Source organism: Desertimonas flava (genome assembly GCF_003426815.1).
Classification (GTDB): domain Bacteria; phylum Actinomycetota; class Acidimicrobiia; order Acidimicrobiales; family Ilumatobacteraceae; genus Desertimonas; species Desertimonas flava.
Genome location: NZ_QKYK01000020.1, coordinates 88871 through 107780, shown reverse-complemented (window position 1 = coordinate 107780; position 18910 = coordinate 88871). Strand labels below are relative to the sequence as shown.

Sequence of the window (18910 nt, the reverse complement as noted above, 5' to 3'; positions counted from 1 at the left end):
GTTGCGGTTCGGTTCGCCGGTGACGGTGACCAGTGCGACGGTGGCGGCGGTGACCGGTGGAATCACGCCGAACCCAGCGTGGAACGGCCGCACGACGACGGGGATCGTGACGAACCAGCCGATCGCCCCGGCATCGGCGGCGGGGTCCGCGGTGCACGTGTACACGGTGACGGTGCGGTTCACCGTGAACGCCGATGCCGTGACGTTCGCCAACTCCGACTGCAGCCTGACCACCGGTGAGACGGGGACCGGTCTGTTGAACTCGTCGAGCGTCGGGGTCAACGGGGCCACGTCGAGCGACACCGACTGCCGGCCGATCCCCGGGACGCCGACGGTCGCCAAGACGGCCGCAGCACCGACGGCGGTCGGCGGTGGTGCCTACCAGGTCGTCTACACGCTGCGGGTGTCGAACCCGTCGTCGGTGAGTGGTTCCTATGACCTGAGCGACACGTTGCGGTTCGGGTCGCCGGTGACGGTGACGAGCGCGACGGTGGCTGCGCCGACGGGGATCACGCCGAACCCGGCGTGGAACGGGCGGACGACGACGGGGATCGTGACGAACCAGCCGATCGCCCCGGCATCGGCGGCGGGGTCCGCGGTGCACGTGTACACGGTGACGGTGCGGTTCACGGTCAACGCCGATGCCGTGACGTTCGCCAACTCGGACTGCGGCCTGACCACCGGTGAGAGCGGGACCGGTCTGTTGAACTCGTCGAGCGTCGGGGTCAACGGGGCCACGTCGAGTGACACTGACTGCCGGCCGATCCCGGCGGTGCCGACGCACACCAAGACGGCAGGGGCCCCGACGGCCGTCGGTGGCGGCGTCTACCAAGTCGTCTACACGCTGGAGGTCTCGAACCGGTCAGCGGGAACCGGCGCCTACGACCTGGCCGACACGCTGCGCTTCGGCCCGGCGGTCACGGTGGCCAGCGCGACGGTGACCAACTCGACGCCGGGTGGCATCACCACGAACCCGGCGTGGAACGGTCGCACGACGACGGCGATCGTGAACGACCAGGCGATCGCTGCCGGCGCCGCCGGCGGGCCCACGATCCATCGCTACGTCGTCACGGTGCGGTTCACCGTGAACGCCGATGCGGTGACGTTCGCCAACTCGGACTGCAGCCTGACCACGGGTGAGACCGGGACCGGTCTGTTGAACGCCTCGAGCATGGATGTCAACGGCAGCGACGCCGACGACAGCGCGTGCCAGCCGTTGCCGGCGTCGCCGACGCACACCAAGGCGGTGACGTCGGGGCCGACGGCCCTGGGCGGGGGCGCCTATCAGATGGTGTACACGCTGACGGTGTCGAACGCCGGGTCCACGGCGGGCGCCTACGACCTCAGCGACACGCTGCGGTTCGGTGGTGCGGTCACGGTGACCAGCGCTACGGTGACCAACTCGACGCCGGGTGGCATCACCACGAACCCGGCGTGGAACGGTCGCACGACGACGGCGATCGTGAACGACCAGGCGATCGCCGCGGGCGCCGCCGGCGGGCCCACGATCCATCGCTACGTCGTCACGGTGCGGTTCACCGTGAACGCCGATGCGGTGACGTTCGCCAACTCGGACTGCAGCCTGACCACGGGTGAGACGGGGACCGGTCTGTTGAACGCCTCGGGCATCGACGTGAACGGTGCCGATGACGATGCGACGGCGTGCCAGCCGTTGCCGGCGTCGCCGACGCACACCAAGGCGGTGACGTCGGGACCCACCGCTGTCGGTGGGGGCGTCTACGAGATGGTGTACACGTTGACGGTGTCGAACGCGGCGCCGAGTGCTGGGACCTATGACCTGGCCGACACGCTGCGGTTCGGTTCGCCGGTGACGGTGACCAGTGCGACGGTGGCCAACACGGCGCCCGGGAACATCACCACGAACCCCGCCTGGAACGGCCGGGCGACGACGGCGATCGTGAACGATCAGGCGATCGGCGCGGGGTCGGCTGCGGGGCCGGCGGTGCACACCTACCGGGTGACGGTGCGGTTCACGGTGAACGCCGATGCGGTGACGTTCGCCAACTCGGACTGCAGCCTCACCACGGGTGAGACCGGGACCGGCTTGATGAACGCCTCGGGCATCGACGTGAACGGTGCCGATGACGATGCGACGGCGTGCCAGCCGCTGCCGGCGTCGCCGGTGCACACCAAGGCGGTGACGTCGGGGCCGACTGCCCTGGGCGGTGGCGTGTACGAGATGGTGTACACGTTGACGGTGTCGAACGCGGCGCCGAGCGCCGGGGCCTATGACCTGGCCGACACGCTGCGGTTCGGTTCGCCGGTGACGGTGACCAGTGCGACGGTGGCGAACACGGCGCCGGGTGGCATCACCACGAACCCGGCGTGGAACGGCCGGGCGACGACGGCGATCGTGAACGATCAGGCGATCGGCGCCGGGTCGGCCGCGGGGCCGGCGGTGCACACCTACCGGGTGACGGTGCGGTTCACGGTGAACGCCGATGCGGTGACGTTCGCCAACTCGGACTGCAGCCTCACCACCGGTGAGACCGGGACCGGTCTGCTCAACAGCTCGGCCGTCGACGTCAACGACGTCGACGACCCCGCCACCGCCTGCCAGCCGCTCCCCGGCTCTCCGACGCACACCAAGACGGTGACGTCGGGGCCGACCGCCGAGGGTGATGGCGTGTACGAGGTGGTCTACACGATCACCGTGTCCAACCGGTCGGCGGGGGCCGGCACCTACGACCTGGCCGACACGCTCCGCTTCGGTGCGCCGGTCACCGTGACCGGGACGAACGTGACCGCGACGCCCGCGAGCGTCACGCCGAACGCCGCGTGGAACGGGCGGACGACGACGGCCATCGTGAACGACCAGGCGATCGCGGCGGGCACCGCGGGAGGTCCGGCGGTGCACACGTACACCGTGACCGTCCGGTTCACCGTGGACGCCGATGCGGTGACGTTCGCCAACTCGGATTGCAGCCTCACCACCGGTGAGAACGGGACCGGTCTGCTCAACAGCTCGGGCATCGACGTCAACGAGGCTGACGACGCGGCGACGGCCTGCCAGCCGCTCCCGGCGTCGCCGGTGCACACCAAGACGGTGACGTCCGGGCCCACCGCCCAGGGCGGTGGCGTGTACGAGATGGTGTACACGCTGACCGTGTCGAACGCGGCGCCGAGCGCAGGCACCTACGACCTGAGCGACAGCCTGCAGTTCGGTGCGCCGGTCACCGTGACGAGCGCGACGGTGGCCAACACGGCGCCGGGGAACATCACCCCCAACGCGGCATGGAACGGCCGCACGACCACGGCCATCGTCACCGATCAGGCCATCGGAGCCGGCGCGGCATCCGGGCCGGCGGTGCACACCTACACCGTGACGGTGCTGTTCACCGTCGACGCCCACGCGGTGACCTACGCCAACTCCGACTGCACGCGGTCCACGGGCGAGAGCGGCTCGGGCCTGCTCAACGGCTCGGCCATCGACGTCAACGACGTCGACGACCCCGCCACGGCCTGCCAGCCGCTCCCCGGCTCTCCGGTGCACACGAAGGCCGTGTCGGCGGGGCCGACCCCGGTGGGCGGCGGCGTCTACGAGGTGGTGTACACCCTGACGGTGTCGAACGCCTCGGCCGGCGCCGGCGTGTACGACCTGGCCGACACGCTCCAGCTCGGTGACCCGGTCACGGTGACGAGCGCGACGGTGGCCAACACGGCGCCGGGCACGGTGGTGACCGATCCTGCATGGAACGGGGTGTCGTCGCCGACGATCGTGACCGACCAGGCGATCGGTGCCGGGTCGGCCTCGGGTCCGGCCGTGCACACGTACGACGTGACCGTGCAGTTCGAGGTGGATCTCGCCTCCGTCACGTTCGAGAACTCCGACTGCACGATCGCCGACGGCGAGAGTGGCTCGGGACTGTTCAACTCGTCGACGATCGGTGTCAACGAGGTCGACGACGGGGAGGACGCCTGCGAACCGTTGCCGGCGGCGCCCACCCAGGTGAAGGAGGTCTCCTCGGAGCCGGCGCCGTTGGGCGGCGGCGTGTACGAGGTGGGCTACACGATCACGGTGTCGAACCCGTCGGCCGGGTCCGGCGCCTACGACCTGGCGGATGCCCTCCAGTACGGCGAGCCGATGACCATCGTCGAGGCGATCGTGGAGAATGCGGCGCCCGGATCGATCGTGACCAATCCCGTCTGGGACGGAGTCACCGACTCCGTGATCGTGACCGGCGAGCCGATCGCCGCCGGCACGGCCGACGGCCCGGAGGTGCACACGTACACGGTGACCGTGCAGTTCACGGTCGACGCCGAAGCGGTGACGTTCGAGAACACGGACTGCACCCTGGGCGAGGAGGAGACCGGGACCGGTCTGCTCAACGACTCCACGGTCAGGGTGAACGAGGTGGATGCAGGGGAAGAGGCGTGCTCTCCGCCACCGGGCACACCCGTCCACGTCAAGGAGGTCACGACGCCCCCGACCGCCCTGGGCGGTGGGGTGTACGAGGTGGGCTACACGCTGACGGTGTCGAACCACGGCGCCGGGGCCGGGGCCTACGACCTCGCTGACGCCCTGCAGTTCGGCGAGGCGACCACGATCACCGCGGCCACGGTGGCCAACGCCACCCCCGGCACGATCGTGACGAACCCGGTGTGGGACGGAGTCATCGACTCGGTGATCGTGAGCGGTGAGCCGATCGCCGCCGGCACGGCCGACGGCCCGGAGGTGCACACGTACACGGTGACCGTGCAGTTCACGGTCGACGCCGAAGCGGTGACGTTCGAGAACACGGACTGCACCCTGGGCGAGGAGGAGACCGGGACCGGTCTGCTCAACGGCTCGACGATCGGCGTCAACGAGGTGGACGCCGGTGAAGAGGCGTGTGATCCAGTGCCGGCCGCGCCGACCCACACCAAGGAGTTGAGCGTCGAGCCGGTCGAGCTCGGCGGCGGCCTCTACGAGGTCGGCTACACGATCACGGTGTCCAACGCGTCGGCCGGATCCGGCAGCTACGGGCTCGACGACCTCCTCCAGTATGGCGACGCGGTGAGCATCGCCGGAGCGACGGTGGTCAACGACACCCCGGGCACCGTGGTGACCAACCCCGCATGGGACGGCGTCACCGACGCCGTGATCGTGAGCGATGCGCCGATCGCCGCCGGGACCGCCGACGGCCCGGAGGTGCACACGTACACGGTGACGGTGCAGTTCACGGTCGACTCGCAAGCGGTGACGTTCGAGAACTCGGACTGCACCCTCGGTGAGGAGGAGACCGGCACCGGCCTGCTCAACGTGTCGACGCTGGATCTCAACGAGGTCGATGCCGGCGAAGAGGCGTGCTCGCCTCCGCCGGCGGCGCCCACGCACACCAAGGAGATCACCTCTGAACCGACGCCGGTGGGTGACGGGAACTACGAGATCGAGTACACGATCACCGTGTCGAACCCGGGTGCCGGGGCAGGCGTGTACGACCTGGCCGACGCCCTGCAGTTCGGCGAGGGCATGACGATCGTCGAGGCGACCGTCGCCAACGAGCTGCCCGGTGACATCGCCGTCGATGCGGCATGGAACGGACTCGACGACACGGTGATCGTGACCGATGCGCCGATCGCCGCCGGCACGGTCGGCGGCCCGGAGACCCATACCTATGTGGTATCGGTGGTGGCCAACGTGCCGATCGACCTGCCGGCCGAGGCGGTGGACTGCGACCTCGCTGACGGCGAGGTGGGCAGCGGGTTCTTGAACATGGCGTCGATCGACGACAACGAGGTGATCGCCGACGATGAGGCGTGCACCGCGGGGTCCTACTTCGACCCGGTGAAGGAACTCGTCAGCGCCGTGCCCGACGGCGACGGCGGCTACACGCTCACCTACCGGATCACCGTGCGCAACGCCGGGATGGCCGTGGTCTACGACCTCGACGACCAGCTGCGGTTCGGTGGATCGGTGACGGTCGACTCGATCGCCACGACCGGCCCGGCCGGGGTGGCGCTGAACGCCGGGTTCGACGGCGTAGCCGACACCGTGCTCGCCGCCGGTGCGGAGATCGGCGACGGCGAGGAGCACGTCTACACGGTGGTGGTCGAGGTGACGGCCGACAACGATCTCTACACCCAAGCGAACGCGGACTGTTCGTTGGCGGCCGGTGACAGCGGGACCGGGTTCCTCAACACGATCACGGCGTCGGTGAACGACGAGACGGTCGGGGCCGAGGCGTGTGCCGAGCTCCCCCCGCCGCCGGCCCCGCCGGCCCCGCCGACGCCGTCGCCGATCCCGGTGACCGGCTGAGCCCGGCCCGCCGAATCGCACAGGGAGCAGCGACATGAGTCGACGCAATGTCTGGGCTGCCGTTGCCGCCACCGTCGTGGTGGCGGCAACGGCCGGGATCGTGATCACCGCCACGTCCGATGGCGACGACACAGCAGCACCGCCGGCCACGACCGACGTGGCGCTTCCGGTGCCGCCAACGGAGCCGGAGGCCGGTCCGGCGGGGGAGGTGGTGGTGCCGGCGGCGTCGACGTTGGTGGTCAGCTTCGCCGACGACATCGAGCAGTTCGATCGCCCTGGTGGGGCGAAGGTGGGCACGGTGGCGGCGAGGTGGCACGACCGGCCGTCGGTGTTGCCGGTGATCGACCAGCGGCCGGGCTGGTTGCAGGTCCGGCTGCCGCAGCGACCCAACGGGTCGACGGCATGGGTGCGGCGTGAGGATGTGGCGTTGGCATCGACGCCGTATCGGGTGGTGATCGATGTGGCCACGACCCGGCTGCAGGTGTTCCGTGACGGGGTCGAGGTGCTCGACGCCCCGGCCGGGTTGGGGACCGACGAGGCCCCCACGACGGTGGGGAGCTTCTTCGTGGCGTTCAAGCAGGAACCGCCGACGGCCGACGAGGGATGGGGGCCGTTCGTGCTGGTCACGTCGGCGCATTCGGAGACGATCTCGGACTTCGAGTCGTCGGGTGACGCGATCGCCGCGATCCATGGTCCGTTGGGAGCCGAGGAGCAGCTCGCTGCCGGTGGTGGCTACATGTCGCACGGCTGTGTCCGCCTACTGCTCGACGACCTCGCGGTGCTCGAGGACCTGCCGGCAGGCACCCCCATCGACGTCATCGACAGCGACGCCGAACCGCCTGTGTCGGCCATCGCATCGACCGTGCCGTCATGAGCCGTTCCGGGCGCACGCCCCACCTGTTCGCCACCCGACGGCTCGCGCGGACCGCGGTCGCCGTCGTCGTGGTGGGGCTGCTTGCCAACCCGGCAGCCCCGGCCTGGGCGTCGGTCCGCGACGCCCAGGCTCACACCAGCGCCGGTGCCACCCCACCGGAACCGCCCGGCAGCAGCGAGCCGCCCCACACGCAGCCGCCCGACACGCAGCCGCTCGACACGCCGCCGTCGACCACCACGTCGACGACCACGGTCGAGACCACGACCACGACGACGACGGTGGAGCCGACCACGACGACCACGACGGTGGGGCCGGTGACGACCTCGACCGTTCCGGGGGCGGCGACGACGTCGACGGCCCCGCTCCCGACGACGGTCGCCCCGCCCTCGAGCACGTCGACGACGTCGACGTCGTCGACCTCGACGACGACCACGACGACGACGATGGTGTTGCCGGTGGAGTCGTTCGGGCCGTTGCCGGCGTGGAACACGAGGTGGCGGGGTGGTGGGTGGCGTGCGGGTGATGGGAGCCCCGGCGCGTCGTGGCCGAGACCGGTCCGGACCCCGGCGCTCATCGCGCCTGTCGTGTCGGGGAGCGGGATCGGCCCACCGACCGGGGGTGCGCGGCCGACGCCACCGGCTCAGCCGGGGCAGTCGACGCCGGCTGAGGGCGACGCAGCGACCGTCGACGTGGCGGTGGAGGATCTGCCGGTCGATGTGGAGGTGATGTTGATGGCGTTCCGGTTGGTGGTGTCGGGTGGCGACTACGGACACACAGCAGCGGACGGCCGGTCGGGTGCATACGGCTACACCGACGAGCGCTGGGGCGGCTACGCCGGCTACGGCCGTGCGGTGGAGGCGCCGCCGATGGTGCAAGACGCCCGGGCCCGGGCGGATCTGGCCCGCTACACGAGCGGTGCGGACGGGTTGGTGACGGCGGTGGCGTCGTCGTGGTTCGTCGACTCGGTCACCGGCATCGACTGGTGGGACCAGTTCGCGCTGGACCGCACGTTCTCACGGGAACTGTTCGAACGCACCTGGACCACCGTCTACACCACACTGCTCACCCCCGAAGCCGACAATGACAGTGACAATGACGTCGAGGTGTCGCCCGCGACGGTCGGCACCGAGCCCGATGCCGGACCGATGGTGGCGGCAGGGCCGTCGTTGACGGTCACGGATCCGGCCGCGGGGTCGCGTGGCGATGAGCGGGCACGGCCGCCGGTGGTGCCGGCCCACGGGTCCGGCGCCATGCGATCGATCGCCTTCCCGGTGTTGGGACCGGTCGACTACGCACCCGGCTGGAACGACTGCCGCGACGACTGCACCCGCCGGCACGAAGGCGTCGACATCGTCGGCGTCCGCATGCAACCGTTGGTCGCCGCGGTCGACGGGACGATCACGGCGATCGGACCGCGCGGCTCCGACATCGCCGGGGCCGGCGTGACGGTGACCGGTGATGACGGCTGGCGCTACAACTACTTCCACATCAACAACGACAACCCCGGCAGCGACGACGGCGTCGGCGACCTCGTCTGGCAGACCCCACCCGGCCTGCGGCTGGGTGATCGGGTCCGGGCCGGACAGATCATCGGCTACATGGGCGACTCGGGCAACTCGGAACACTCCGTGCCCCACGTCCACTTCGAGATCCGCGACCCCGCCGGCGCCCCGCACGACCCGTACTGGTCGCTGCAGGCCGCCGAACGCCGCCAGGCCTGCACCATCGGCATCGGACCGTGGTCCAATCCGGTGCACATCGGCGCGCCGTCGGAGAACGTGGCCTCGACGACCGTGCGTCCCCTGTGGGGCAACGGTTCCTGGAGCATCGACAGTCAGGGCCGCGTCACCGCCACTGGCGACGCCGCGCTGATCAGCCCCTCGCGGGGACTCGGATGCCTCGACGGACCCACCGTCCCCCACGGCACCGACGCCGCCGGCTGGACCGGCTGACCCGCCCGCCGAACCCTGACGTGTGAGCCCACGAAGCGGATACACGCGCTCGTGGCTCACACTTTGCGTCGACAACGCGCCCGAGCCGGCGCCCGAAGGCGCCGGCTCTGGGGGTTCGACCGGCAACCGGAGGGTGCCGGTCGAAGGTCGATGCCCGCTCCCCGCTCTCGCGGTCCCATGAGTGGAGCGGACGATGGCGGTCCGGCCGGGGGTTGGGCCGGCCGGACCGGACGGGTGATCAGGCCGTCTGACGACGGCGGGTCATCGTGACGATCGCCGCACCTCCGGCGGTGAGGGCCACGCCGGCGAGGACGAGCACGCCCGACGTCGCACCCGTCTCGGGCAGCTGACCGCTCGGTGCGGCCTGCGGCTGCCCGGCGGGCGTGCCGCCGTCACCCTCGACGCCCGGATCGGCCGGGTCGCCGGGATCGCCGGGATCGCCGGGGACGGGATCGGTGGGCTCCGGATCGGTGGGCTCGGGGAACGTCGGGTTGACGATGACCGGCGGGATCGTCGGGATCGGGGGATTGGTGGGATTCGTCGGGTTGACGATGACCGGCGGGATCGTCGGGACCGGCGGCTGCGGGTCCGTCGGGTTGACGATGACCGGCGGGATGGTCGGGGGGCTCCCGGCTGATGCGCTCGTGGCGCCGAGGCCGAGGGCGACCACGCCGGCCACGGCGCCGGCGGCGGCGGCGAGACGGAAGCGGGACAGGCGGTGCCGCTGCGCGGCGGGGGTGTTGGTGTTCATGATTCCTCCGGTGGTGTCGGATGCACTCGCATCCGGTTGCTGTGCTGTCGTGTGGACACCACCGATGATGAAGAGGTGCGCCCCCCGAGTCGTCAGGGTCCGACCCTGATGTTTCGGCCGACCCCGACCCTGACGACCGTGACGACCCTGATGCCTCGCCGGCGCGCGCCGAGGTCGCGATCGGGACGCGCCGACGCCGTCCGCGCTCGGAGGGCCGGACGAGCCGCTGAGCTGGGCTGACGCGTCGAAGCGACCGGCCCTTGTCGCCGGGTCGTTGCCGCCGCGCCCAGCAGCTCCGACCCGGCGGCAACGACCGGCCACCACCCCGATTCGACGACGTGGGCGGCGACCACTGGAGCGTCGGCTGCCGCACCCGTCGGGCCCACATCGTCGGCCTCCCGCGCTGGCCGAACTGTAGCGACGCCGTCTTGACAGCCGACCAGAACGCCGTTTCGGACTCGCCCCGGCTCGGCGTCCGGTTCCCGCCCGGCGGCATCGGCGCGGGCCGGTTGGATCGACCCACCAGGCCCGATAGCGTTCCAGAGCCGTGCCTGAGAGGCCATCACGTCCTCTCCGGCAGATTCGCAAATCGATGTCCGGGTGAGCCCAGCGGTCCGTCCGTCTGGGGACCATCCGGCGACAACTCATCACCATGCTCCGTACGGCCTCGGCCGGCGGAGCATTTGCATGGAGGCCAGCCGACTCAGCAATGAGCCGCAGGGCGACCCAGCAGCGTGGATAGCGCTTGACCACACGGTCCGGCGCTCGATCAACCATCAGCTGGCCGAGAGGCCGGCACTAGTCAAGGATCAGTTGCCATGGCAACCACAGCGATCGTCGGCGAAAAGGTCGGCATGAGCCAGAAGTGGGTCGACGACAAGATCGTCCCGGTGACGGTGCTTCGTGTCGAGCCGATGCGCATCGTCCAGGTCAAGACCCCCGAGCGCGACGGCTACAGCGCCCTCCAGGTCACCTACGGACGGCGCGACGCCCGCAAGCTCAACAAGCCCGATGCCGGCCACTACGCCAAGGCGTCGGTCGACCCGGGCAAGCGCCTCATCGAGGTCCGTCTCGACTCGGTCGACGGCTACGAGGTCGGCCAGGAGATCCTCGTCGACGTCGTCGCCGCCGGGACCAAGGTCGACGTCACCGCCGTCAGCAAGGGCAAGGGCTTCGCCGGAACGATGAAGCGCCACAACTTCCGCGGCCAGGGCGCCAGCCACGGTAACCACAAGCACCACCGGGCCCCCGGCTCGGTCGGCTCGTGCTCGTTCCCCGGGCGCGTGTTCAAGGGACTCCGCATGTCGGGCCACATGGGTCACGAGCAGGTCACCACGCTGAACCTCGAAGTCGTCGAGTCCGACCCCGAGCGCAACCTGCTGCTCGTCAAGGGCGCCGTTCCCGGCCCCCGCGGCGGCGTGGTGGTCGTGCGCAACGCAGTCAAGCAAGCGGTCAAGGCCTGAGGAACGAAGCGATGCCGCAGATCACCATCAAGAACCCCGCCGGCGCCGACGCCGGCACCGTCACACTCGACGACGCCACCTTCGGCATCCAGCCGAACATCCCGGTGATGCACCAGGTCGTCGTCGCCCAGCTCGCCAAGGCTCGCTCCGGCACGCAGTCCACCAAGACCCGCAGCGAGGTCCGTGGTGGCGGCGCCAAGCCGTACCGCCAGAAGGGCACCGGCAACGCCCGTCAGGGCTCGACCAACGCCCCGCACTACAGCGGTGGTGGCATCGCCCTCGGCCCCAAGCCGCGGTCGTACGCCCAGCGCACGCCGAAGAAGATGATCAAGCTCGCCCTGCGCTCGGCTCTGTCCGACCGGGCCGCCGACGGCAAGGTCCTCGTCGTCGACTCGTGGGGCTTCGATGCGCCGAAGACCCGTGACGCCGCCAAGGCGCTCGCCGCCCTCGGTGTGGAGGGTCGGGCGCTGGTCGTCATCGAGCGGGACGACGTCAACGCCGCCCTGAGCTTCCGGAACATCCCCGAGGCTCAGGTCATCCAGGTCGGCGAGCTCAACGCCTATGACGTGCTCGCCAACGACTACATCGTGTTCACACAAGCAGCACTCGCTGCTGCGACATCTGGTCCAGCGGCACTCGACGCTGCGACCCCGAAGGGCGACGACTCATGAAGGATCCTCGCGACATCATCCTGGCGCCCGTCGTCTCCGAGAAGAGCTACGCCCGCATGGAGACCGGTGTCTACACGTTCAAGGTCCACAAGTCGGCCAGCAAGCCCGAGATCCGCGACGCCGTCGAGTCCATCTGGAACGTCGAGGTGAGCAAGGTCAACACGCTCAACCGCAAGGGCAAGAAGCGCCGCACCCGTGGCACCAACCGCGTCGGTTCCAAGCCCGACGTGAAGCACGCCATCGTCACCCTCTCGGCGGGCGAGATCCCGCTGTTCGAGAACTGAGGTCACCGTGGGTATCCGCACACGCAAGCCGACCAGCCCCGGTCGCCGGTTCCAGACCGTCTCCGACTTCTCCGAGATCACCAAGAGCAAGCCGGAGAAGTCGCTGCTCGCTCCCAAGCCGAAGTCGGGTGGCCGCAACTCGTACGGCCGCAAGACCGCCCGCCACCGCGGCGGCGGCCACAAGCAGCAGTACCGCATCATCGACTTCAAGCGCATCAAGGACGGCGTGACCGCCAAGGTCGCCGCCATCGAGTACGACCCCAACCGCACGTGCCGCATCGCCCTGCTGCACTACGCCGACGGCACCAAGTCGTACATCCTGGCGCCCAAGGGCCTCAACGTGGGCGACCACGTGCAGAGCGGTCAGGGCGCCGACATCAAGCCGGGCAACGCCCTGCCGATGCGCTTCATCCCCGTCGGCACCACCCTGCACAACGTCGAGCTGCGCCCCGGTCAGGGTGGCAAGATCGGCCGCTCGGCCGGCATCGCCGTGCAGCTCGTCGCCAAGGACGGCGACTTCGCCACCCTGCGCATGCCGTCCACCGAGATGCGCCGCGTGCTCATCGACTGCCGGGCCACCGTCGGCGAGGTCGGCAACTCCGAGCACGAGCTCGTCAAGATCGGCAAGGCCGGCCGTAACCGCTGGAAGGGCGTCAAGCCGCAGACCCGTGGTGTGGCCATGAACCCGGTCGACCACCCGCTCGGCGGTGGTGAGGGCAAGACCTCCGGTGGTCGCCCTGCCGTGTCGCCGTGGGGCAAGCCCGAGGGCCGCACCCGCGACAAGAACAAGAAGTCGCAGTCGCTCATCATTCGCCGTCGCCGTTCCGGAAAGGGTCGGAGGTAACCCGTCATGACTCGCAGTCTCAAGAAGGGGCCGTTCGTCGACGACCATCTGTTGAAGAAGGTCGACGCCCAGAACGCCGCCGGCGAGCGCCGCGTCATCAAGACGTGGTCGCGCCGCTCCACCATCATCCCCGACATGGTCGGGCACACCATCGCCGTGCACGACGGCCGCAAGCACGTCCCGGTGTACGTCACCGAGTCGATGGTCGGCCACAAGCTCGGTGAGTTCAGCCCCAGCCGGACGTTCAAGTTCCACGCCGGCCAGGAGAAGGGCGCGAAGGGTCGTAGGTAGATCATGACTACTCATTGCGTTCCCCGGCCACGCAGGCCGTTGCTGGCCGCTCCCTCCGCTAGCGCTCCGGTCGCTCTCGTCGAAGGACAACTCTCATGACTGGTCCGAAGCTCAACGAGAACGTGCTGGCGCTCGCCGAGGGCCAGCGCTCCACCAAGGCCGTTGCCCGCTACGTGAAGGGTTCGGCCACCAAGGTGCGGGTCGTGCTCGACCTCATCCGTGGCCTGCCCGTGCAGCGTGCCGACGAGGTGCTGCAGTACACCGACCGCGGCGCTGCCGACGACGTGCGCAAGGTGCTCGCCAGCGCCGTGGCCAACGCCGTCCACAACGACAATCAGGATCCCGAGGAGCTCTTCGTGCTCGCCGCCTTCGCCGACGAAGGCCCGACGCTCAAGCGCTTCCGCCCCCGCGCTCGTGGCCGCGCCAGCCGCATCCGCAAGCGCACGTCGCACATCACCGTCGTGGTCGCCCGTCTCGGCGACGACCGCCTCGAGGTCGTGCAGAACCGGCAGGCCAGCTCGGCCGCCGGCCGCCGTGGCGCCGGGCTGTCGGCCCGGTCCCGCGCCGAGCGCGTGGCCCGCAGCCGCCAGCGCGCCGAGGGTCTGCGCGAGGGCTCGTCCACCGAGAGCGACGCCGTCACCGGCGAGTCGGACGACACGGTCGACACGACCGAGGCGCTCGACCTGCCCACCGGCGCCGTCGCCGCTCCCGAGGACGGCTCGGTGCCCGAGGGCTACGCGGTCAAGGGCAACCGGAACTCGATGAAGTTCCACGTGCCCGGTGGCCGCTACTACGACATCACCAACGCCGACCTGTACTTCGACACCGTCGAGAACGCCGAGGCCGCCGGCTATGACGCCCCGGTCACCGACGACGCCGCTGTGGAGGCCGAGGTCGAGGCCGAGCAGGCTGCTGCCGAGCAGGCCGACGACGTGGCCGAGACGCCCGCCGATGAGACCGACGAGGCGAGCAGCGACGACGACGCCGAGGCGAGCAACGAGGACGGAGAGAGCAAGTAATGGGCCAGAAGATCAACCCCTACGGGTACCGGCTCGGCGTCACCACCGAGTGGAAGTCCCGCTGGTTCTCCGAGCGGCAGTACAAGGATTACCTCACCGAGGACTGGAAGATCCGCGGGGCGATCATGCGCCGCATGGAGTCTGCCGCCATCAGCCGCATCGAGATCGAGCGCACCCGTGACAAGGTCCGTGTCGACGTGCACACGGCTCGTCCCGGCATCGTCATCGGTCGCCGCGGCGCCCAGGCCGACGAACTCCGCACGATGATCACCGACATCACGGGCAACCCCAAGGTGCAGCTCAACATCGTCGAGATCAAGACCCCGGAGCTCGACGCCGCGCTGATCGCCCAGGGCGTCGCTGACCAGCTCGCCAACCGCATCGCCTTCCGGCGGGCGATGAAGCGGGCCGTGCAGAACGCCCAGCGCGCCGGTGCCCTCGGCATCAAGGTGCAGTGCTCGGGTCGCCTCGGCGGCGCCGAGATGAGCCGCCGTGAGTGGTACCGCGAGGGCCGCGTGCCGTTGCACACACTGCGCGCCGACATCGACTACGGGTTCCGTGAGGCCAAGACCTCGTCGGGCCGCGTCGGTGTGAAGGTGTGGCTCTACAAGGGCGACATCCTCCCGTACAAGGCCGTCAGTGACGACAAGATCGCCCGCGAGGCGGCGATGGCCGTCGGCGAGACCTCGGGTCAGGCCGCCGAGCCGCGCCGGGTCGTGTCCAGCGCTGCCCGCCGCGAGGCCGAGCCCGAGGCGGCTCCGCTCATCAAGGAAGCCGACACCGAGCTCGAGAAGCTGCTCGACGAAGAAGAGCAGATCGCCCGCCGCGTCCATGACGCCCACGAAACGCCGCACTTCCGCGGCGAGGACTGAGAGGCAACACCATGTTGATGCCCCGTAAGGTCGCGCACCGCAAGCACCACCGCGGTCGCACGAGAGGCCTCACCAAGGGTGGGGACACGATCAGCTTCGGCGAGTACGGCATCCAGGCGCTCGAGCCCGGTTGGCTCACCGCCCGCCAGATCGAGGCCGCCCGTATCGCCATGACCCGCGCCATCAAGCGCGGCGGCAAGGTGTGGATCAACATCTTCCCGGACAAGCCGGTGACGAAGAAGCCGGCCGAGACCCGCATGGGTTCCGGCAAGGGCAACCCCGAGCTGTGGGTGGCCGTCGTCAAGCCGGGCCGGGTGCTGTTCGAGCTCTCCTTCCCCGACCCCGAGCAGGCCAAGGCCGCCATGAACAAGGCGATTCAGAAGCTGCCGATCAAAGCCCGCGTGATCTCCCGAGACGAGGCTGTCTGATGGCCCGCACAACGAACGACCTGTCCGACCTGGGGCTCGCCCAGCTCGTCGACGAGCTGCGTGAGTCGAAGCAGGAGGCGCTGAACCTCCGCTTCCGCAACGCCACCGGTCAGCTCGAGAACACCGCCGAGATCAAGCGGGTCCGCCGCCAGATCGCCCGCATCAACACGTTGATCCGCCAGCGCGAGATCGCCGAAGCCGAGGCCAACGCATCATGAGTGACGTAGAGAACACCAGCGTCGACAGCGCCGACACCGAGACGGCGGCCACCGAGGCCGCCGCCCCGGCCGCGGCGCCGGCGGCCACCGAGACCGCACCACGAGCAGCCCGCAAGGTCCGCGAGGGCATCGTCGTCTCCCAGAAGATGGACAAGACCGCCGTGGTCGCCGTCGTCGAGCGCGTCCGTCACCCGAAGTACAACAAGTTCGTCCTCCAGACGAAGAAGCTGTACGCCCACGACGAGACCAACGACGTCAACGTCGGCGACCGGGTGCGGGTCACCGAGACCCGCCCGCTGTCGAAGACCAAGCGCTGGCGCGTCTCGCAGGTGCTGGAGCGTGCGAAGTGAGCTTGCGAAACGAGGTTTCACGGTGATTCAACAGGAATCTCGCCTCCGCGTCGCTGACAACAGCGGCGCCAAAGAGGTGCTCGTCATCAAGGTGCTCGGTGGCACGCGCCGCCGCTACGCCTCCATCGGCGACATCTTCGTCGCCACCGTCAAAGACGCCATTCCCGGCGCCGGCGTGAAGAAGGGCGAGGTCGTCAAGTGCGTCGTCGTCCGCACGAAGAAGGAGAAGCGTCGTCCCGACGGCAGCTACATCCGCTTCGACGAGAACGCCGCCGTGCTCATCAAGGACGATCTCACGCCCCGCGGCACCCGCATCTTCGGACCGGTCGGTCGCGAGCTGCGTGACCGCCGCTTCATGCGCATCGTCTCTCTCGCACCGGAGGTGTTGTGAGATGAAACTCCGCAAGGGTGACACCGTGCAGGTCATCACCGGCAAGGACAAGGGCAAGCAGGGCACGATCCTCAAGGTCCTCCCTGCCGAGGACAAGGTGATCGTGTCCGAGGTCAACACGGCCTCGAAGCACCTCAAGCCGGGCCGCCGTGGCAAGAACAGCCGCACGCCGCAGCAGCAGGACCGCGGCGGCATCGTCGACATCGACATGCCGATCCACGCCAGCAACGTGGCGTACGTGCACAAGGGCAAGCCCGTTCGCATCGGTTACGAGACCGGAGCCGACGGCAAGAAGGTTCGCGTCGCCCGTGTGGGCGGCGGCAAGACGGAGGTCATCGGATGAGCGACGTCGCAGTCGAGGCGCCGGCCGTGCCGCGCCTCAAGCAGAAGTACAACGACCAGGTCGCCGCTCAGCTCAAGGAGCAACTCGGTCTGGCCAACGTCATGCAGGTGCCGAAGCTCGAGAAGATCGTCATCAACATGGGTGTCGGCCGGGCGACCCAGCAGCCGTCGCTGCTCGAGTCCGCCGTCGCCGACCTCACGGTGATCGCCGGCCAGAAGCCGATCATCACCGTGGCCAAGCAGTCGATCGCCGGCTTCAAGCTCCGCGAGGGGCAGGCCATCGGCACCAAGGTCACCCTTCGTGGCGACCGGATGTGGGAGTTCCTCGACCGGCTCATCGCCGTCGCCATCCCCCGCATCCGTGACTTCCGCGGCCTTCCCGCCAACTCGTGGGACGGTCGGGGCAACTACACGTTCGGTCTCACCGACCAGACGGTGTTCACCGAGATCGACTACGACAAGGTCGACACGCCGCGGGGCATGGACATCACCATCGTGACGACCGCCACCGACAACGCCGGAGGCAAGGCGCTGCTCGACGCCTTCGGTTTCCCGTTCCGCACGGGCGCTGACGCGCAGGCCGAGCCGGCCCGCCGGAAGAACCGTCGACAGTTCCGTGGCGGCAAGCCCGGGAAGAAGAAGTAAGAGGCGCTGCACCATGGCGAAGAAAGCACTGATCAACAAGGCCGCCGGCAAGCCCAAGTTCAAGGTCCGCGGCTACACCCGCTGCCGTCGCTGCGGGCGCTCGCGTTCCGTGTTCCGCAAGTTCGGCCTCTGCCGCGTGTGCCTGCGCGAGCTGGCCCACGCCGGCGAGATCCCCGGCATCACGAAGTCGAGTTGGTGAGGAGGTAGACGATGCTCACTGATCCCATTGCCGACATGCTCACCCGCGTGCGCAACGCCAACACGGCCAAGCACGACGAAGTGAAGATGCCGTCGTCGAAGCAGAAGGTGGCCCTGGCCGAGATCCTCCAGAAGGAGGGCTACATCGGCGGGTTCGAAGTCGCCCCGTCGCCCAAGGGCGTCGGGGAAGTGCTCACCATCACGATGAAGTACTCGAGCGACCGCGACCGCACGATCTCGGGCCTGCGCCGCATCTCCACGCCCGGCCTGCGGGTCTACCGCAAGTCGACGGCCGTGCCGCGCGTGCTCGGTGGCCTCGGTGTCGCCGTGCTGTCCACGTCCCAAGGTCTGATGACCGACCGCGAAGCGCGCAAGCGCAAGGTCGGCGGCGAGGTGCTCTGCTACGTCTGGTGACGTAGGGGAGCGAGAAGTAGCGAAGAGGTACTTGAGATGTCTCGAATCGGACAAGCGCCGATCACCGTGCCGTCGGGCGTCGACGTCACGATCACGCCCGGCTCCGCCGGCAGCCAGCAGGGCCAGACGGTCACCGTCAAGGGCCCCAAGGGAACGCTGACCCGCGAGATCGCCCCGACGATCTCGGTCAGCAACTCCGACGGCGTGCTCAACGTGACGCGTCCCGACGACGAGCGCGAGAACCGGGCCCTCCACGGCCTGACCCGCAGCCTCGTCAACAACATGGTCGTCGGCGTCACCGAGGGGTTCCGCAAGAACCTCGAGATCGTCGGAGTCGGATACCGCGCCGAGGCCCAGGGCCCCGACGCCATCCGGCTGGCGCTCGGCTTCAGCCACCCGGTGAACGTCAAGGCCCCGGCCGGCATCACGTTCGAGGTCCCGGCCCCGACCCAGGTCGTCGTCACCGGCATCGACAAGGAAGTCGTCGGCCAGGTCGCCGCCGACATCCGTTCCATCCGCAAGCCCGAGCCCTACAAGGGCAAGGGGGTCCGGTACCAGGGTGAGCGCATCCTGCGTAAGGCCGGCAAGGCAGGCAAGAAGTGACTCGACCGACCACAACCATCGTCAGCGACTCGGCCTGCGTG

General features: G+C 69.5%; 22 protein-coding genes and 1 pseudogene. 20 read left to right on the top strand and 3 right to left on the bottom strand.

The genetic code is table 11. The features are described from left to right. The coding region (locus DN771_RS30125) for a hypothetical protein (RefSeq protein WP_205528674.1) at positions 1 to 183 on the bottom strand (183 nt) is incomplete at its 3' end. Position 184: 1 nt separating this feature from the next. Between DN771_RS30125 and DN771_RS20095 the strand changes: the two genes are divergently transcribed. Together DN771_RS20095 and DN771_RS20090 are read left to right on the top strand one after the other, a co-directional pair. Then, the gene (locus DN771_RS20095; protein ID WP_205528673.1) at positions 185 to 6259 is read left to right on the top strand and encodes a beta strand repeat-containing protein; all 6075 of its coding nucleotides are present in this window, start codon (positions 185 to 187) and stop codon (positions 6257 to 6259) included. A gap of 34 nt (positions 6260 to 6293) precedes the next feature. Further along, entirely contained in the window at positions 6294 to 7133 is an 840-nt protein-coding gene (locus DN771_RS20090; protein ID WP_162942172.1) for a L,D-transpeptidase, read from the top strand. Between the two features lie 130 nt (positions 7134 to 7263). Here the strand turns inward: DN771_RS20090 and DN771_RS30120 are convergent, their stop codons facing one another. After that, on the bottom strand, positions 7264 to 7707 hold the full coding sequence (locus DN771_RS30120) for a hypothetical protein (protein WP_193615390.1): 444 nt from the start codon (positions 7705 to 7707) through the stop codon (positions 7264 to 7266). A 115-nt stretch (positions 7708 to 7822) separates the two neighbouring features. Here DN771_RS30120 and DN771_RS20080 point away from each other — a divergent pair, with 115 nt between their 5' ends. Continuing rightward, the gene (locus tag DN771_RS20080) at positions 7823 to 9085 is read left to right on the top strand and encodes a M23 family metallopeptidase (RefSeq protein WP_205528672.1); all 1263 of its coding nucleotides are present in this window, start codon (positions 7823 to 7825) and stop codon (positions 9083 to 9085) included. Positions 9086 to 9323: 238 nt separating this feature from the next. Here the strand turns inward: DN771_RS20080 and DN771_RS20075 are convergent, their stop codons facing one another. Continuing rightward, positions 9324 to 9836: an LPXTG cell wall anchor domain-containing protein gene (locus DN771_RS20075; RefSeq protein ID WP_116999346.1), complete on the bottom strand. Its 513-nt coding sequence runs from the start codon at positions 9834 to 9836 to the stop codon at positions 9324 to 9326. Positions 9837 to 10654: 818 nt separating this feature from the next. Here DN771_RS20075 and rplC point away from each other — a divergent pair. The 17 genes and pseudogenes from rplC (at position 10655) to rplF (ending at position 18869) form a co-directional block, all read left to right on the top strand. Next, positions 10655 to 11299 (top strand): 50S ribosomal protein L3, encoded by a 645-nt coding sequence (gene rplC, locus DN771_RS20065; RefSeq protein WP_116999344.1) that lies wholly within the window; start codon positions 10655 to 10657, stop codon positions 11297 to 11299. A gap of 11 nt (positions 11300 to 11310) precedes the next feature. Beyond that, a complete protein-coding gene (gene rplD / locus DN771_RS20060; protein WP_116999343.1) occupies positions 11311 to 11970 on the top strand; it encodes a 50S ribosomal protein L4 in 660 nt (219 codons plus the stop codon). Beyond that, positions 11967 to 12254, top strand: coding sequence for a 50S ribosomal protein L23 (rplW, locus tag DN771_RS20055; protein ID WP_116999342.1), 288 nt, complete (start codon positions 11967 to 11969; stop codon positions 12252 to 12254). Before rplD ends, rplW begins: the two co-directional genes overlap by 4 nt. Positions 12255 to 12261: 7 nt before the next feature. Then, positions 12262 to 13098 carry a 50S ribosomal protein L2 gene (gene rplB, locus DN771_RS20050; RefSeq protein WP_116999341.1) on the top strand — a complete coding sequence of 279 codons (837 nt, stop codon included), beginning with the start codon at positions 12262 to 12264 and terminating at the stop codon, positions 13096 to 13098. A gap of 6 nt (positions 13099 to 13104) precedes the next feature. Next, a complete protein-coding gene (gene rpsS, locus DN771_RS20045) occupies positions 13105 to 13389 on the top strand; it encodes a 30S ribosomal protein S19 (protein WP_116999340.1) in 285 nt (94 codons plus the stop codon). A 95-nt stretch (positions 13390 to 13484) separates the two neighbouring features. Next, positions 13485 to 13958 (top strand): annotated as a pseudogene (rplV, locus tag DN771_RS30115) (50S ribosomal protein L22); the annotation flags it as partial. 3 nt (positions 13959 to 13961) lie between these two features. Then, the gene (locus DN771_RS30990) at positions 13962 to 14408 is read left to right on the top strand and encodes a sunset domain-containing protein (protein WP_476700314.1); all 447 of its coding nucleotides are present in this window, start codon (positions 13962 to 13964) and stop codon (positions 14406 to 14408) included. After that, positions 14408 to 15280: a 30S ribosomal protein S3 gene (rpsC, locus tag DN771_RS20035; RefSeq protein WP_116999338.1), complete on the top strand. Its 873-nt coding sequence runs from the start codon at positions 14408 to 14410 to the stop codon at positions 15278 to 15280. Before DN771_RS30990 ends, rpsC begins: the two co-directional genes overlap by 1 nt. 11 nt (positions 15281 to 15291) lie before the next feature. Further along, positions 15292 to 15708, top strand: a complete 417-nt coding sequence (gene rplP / locus DN771_RS20030; protein ID WP_116999337.1) for a 50S ribosomal protein L16 — start codon at positions 15292 to 15294, stop codon at positions 15706 to 15708. Beyond that, complete coding sequence (rpmC, locus tag DN771_RS20025) at positions 15708 to 15926, top strand: 50S ribosomal protein L29 (RefSeq protein ID WP_116999336.1); 219 nt, start codon at positions 15708 to 15710, stop codon at positions 15924 to 15926. Before rplP ends, rpmC begins: the two co-directional genes overlap by 1 nt. Beyond that, on the top strand, positions 15923 to 16276 hold the full coding sequence (gene rpsQ / locus DN771_RS30505) for a 30S ribosomal protein S17 (protein WP_116999335.1): 354 nt from the start codon (positions 15923 to 15925) through the stop codon (positions 16274 to 16276). The genes rpmC and rpsQ overlap by 4 nt, the downstream gene beginning before the upstream one ends. 22 nt (positions 16277 to 16298) lie before the next feature. After that, on the top strand, positions 16299 to 16667 hold the full coding sequence (rplN, locus tag DN771_RS20015) for a 50S ribosomal protein L14 (RefSeq protein WP_116999334.1): 369 nt from the start codon (positions 16299 to 16301) through the stop codon (positions 16665 to 16667). A 1-nt stretch (position 16668) separates the two neighbouring features. After that, on the top strand, positions 16669 to 17010 hold the full coding sequence (gene rplX, locus DN771_RS20010) for a 50S ribosomal protein L24 (protein WP_116999333.1): 342 nt from the start codon (positions 16669 to 16671) through the stop codon (positions 17008 to 17010). Further along, on the top strand, positions 17007 to 17654 hold the full coding sequence (rplE, locus tag DN771_RS20005) for a 50S ribosomal protein L5 (RefSeq protein WP_116999332.1): 648 nt from the start codon (positions 17007 to 17009) through the stop codon (positions 17652 to 17654). The genes rplX and rplE overlap by 4 nt, the downstream gene beginning before the upstream one ends. A 13-nt stretch (positions 17655 to 17667) precedes the next feature. Next, a complete protein-coding gene (locus DN771_RS20000) occupies positions 17668 to 17853 on the top strand; it encodes a type Z 30S ribosomal protein S14 (protein ID WP_116999331.1) in 186 nt (61 codons plus the stop codon). Between the two features lie 11 nt (positions 17854 to 17864). Then, entirely contained in the window at positions 17865 to 18266 is a 402-nt protein-coding gene (gene rpsH, locus DN771_RS19995; protein ID WP_116999330.1) for a 30S ribosomal protein S8, read from the top strand. A 36-nt stretch (positions 18267 to 18302) separates the two neighbouring features. Beyond that, a complete protein-coding gene (gene rplF / locus DN771_RS19990) occupies positions 18303 to 18869 on the top strand; it encodes a 50S ribosomal protein L6 (RefSeq protein WP_116999329.1) in 567 nt (188 codons plus the stop codon). Positions 18870 to 18910 lie beyond the last annotated feature (41 nt).

Bases quoted from the DNA above. Each gene is read 5' to 3' on its own strand.
- DN771_RS20090 (WP_162942172.1), top strand. From the start codon at position 6,294: ATGAGTCGACGCAATGTCTGGGCTGCCGTTGCCGCCACCGTCGTGGTG.
- DN771_RS30120 (WP_193615390.1), bottom strand. From the start codon at position 7,707: ATGAGCGCCGGGGTCCGGACCGGTCTCGGCCACGACGCGCCGGGGCTC.
- DN771_RS20075 (WP_116999346.1), bottom strand. From the start codon at position 9,836: ATGAACACCAACACCCCCGCCGCGCAGCGGCACCGCCTGTCCCGCTTC.
- rplC (WP_116999344.1), top strand. From the start codon at position 10,655: ATGGCAACCACAGCGATCGTCGGCGAAAAGGTCGGCATGAGCCAGAAG.
- rplD (WP_116999343.1), top strand. From the start codon at position 11,311: ATGCCGCAGATCACCATCAAGAACCCCGCCGGCGCCGACGCCGGCACC.
- rplW (WP_116999342.1), top strand. From the start codon at position 11,967: ATGAAGGATCCTCGCGACATCATCCTGGCGCCCGTCGTCTCCGAGAAG.
- rpsS (WP_116999340.1), top strand. From the start codon at position 13,105: ATGACTCGCAGTCTCAAGAAGGGGCCGTTCGTCGACGACCATCTGTTG.
- rpsC (WP_116999338.1), top strand. From the start codon at position 14,408: ATGGGCCAGAAGATCAACCCCTACGGGTACCGGCTCGGCGTCACCACC.
- rplP (WP_116999337.1), top strand. From the start codon at position 15,292: ATGTTGATGCCCCGTAAGGTCGCGCACCGCAAGCACCACCGCGGTCGC.
- rpmC (WP_116999336.1), top strand. From the start codon at position 15,708: ATGGCCCGCACAACGAACGACCTGTCCGACCTGGGGCTCGCCCAGCTC.
- rpsQ (WP_116999335.1), top strand. From the start codon at position 15,923: ATGAGTGACGTAGAGAACACCAGCGTCGACAGCGCCGACACCGAGACG.
- rplX (WP_116999333.1), top strand. From the start codon at position 16,669: ATGAAACTCCGCAAGGGTGACACCGTGCAGGTCATCACCGGCAAGGAC.
- rplE (WP_116999332.1), top strand. From the start codon at position 17,007: ATGAGCGACGTCGCAGTCGAGGCGCCGGCCGTGCCGCGCCTCAAGCAG.
- DN771_RS20000 (WP_116999331.1), top strand. From the start codon at position 17,668: ATGGCGAAGAAAGCACTGATCAACAAGGCCGCCGGCAAGCCCAAGTTC.
- rpsH (WP_116999330.1), top strand. From the start codon at position 17,865: ATGCTCACTGATCCCATTGCCGACATGCTCACCCGCGTGCGCAACGCC.
- rplF (WP_116999329.1), top strand. From the start codon at position 18,303: ATGTCTCGAATCGGACAAGCGCCGATCACCGTGCCGTCGGGCGTCGAC.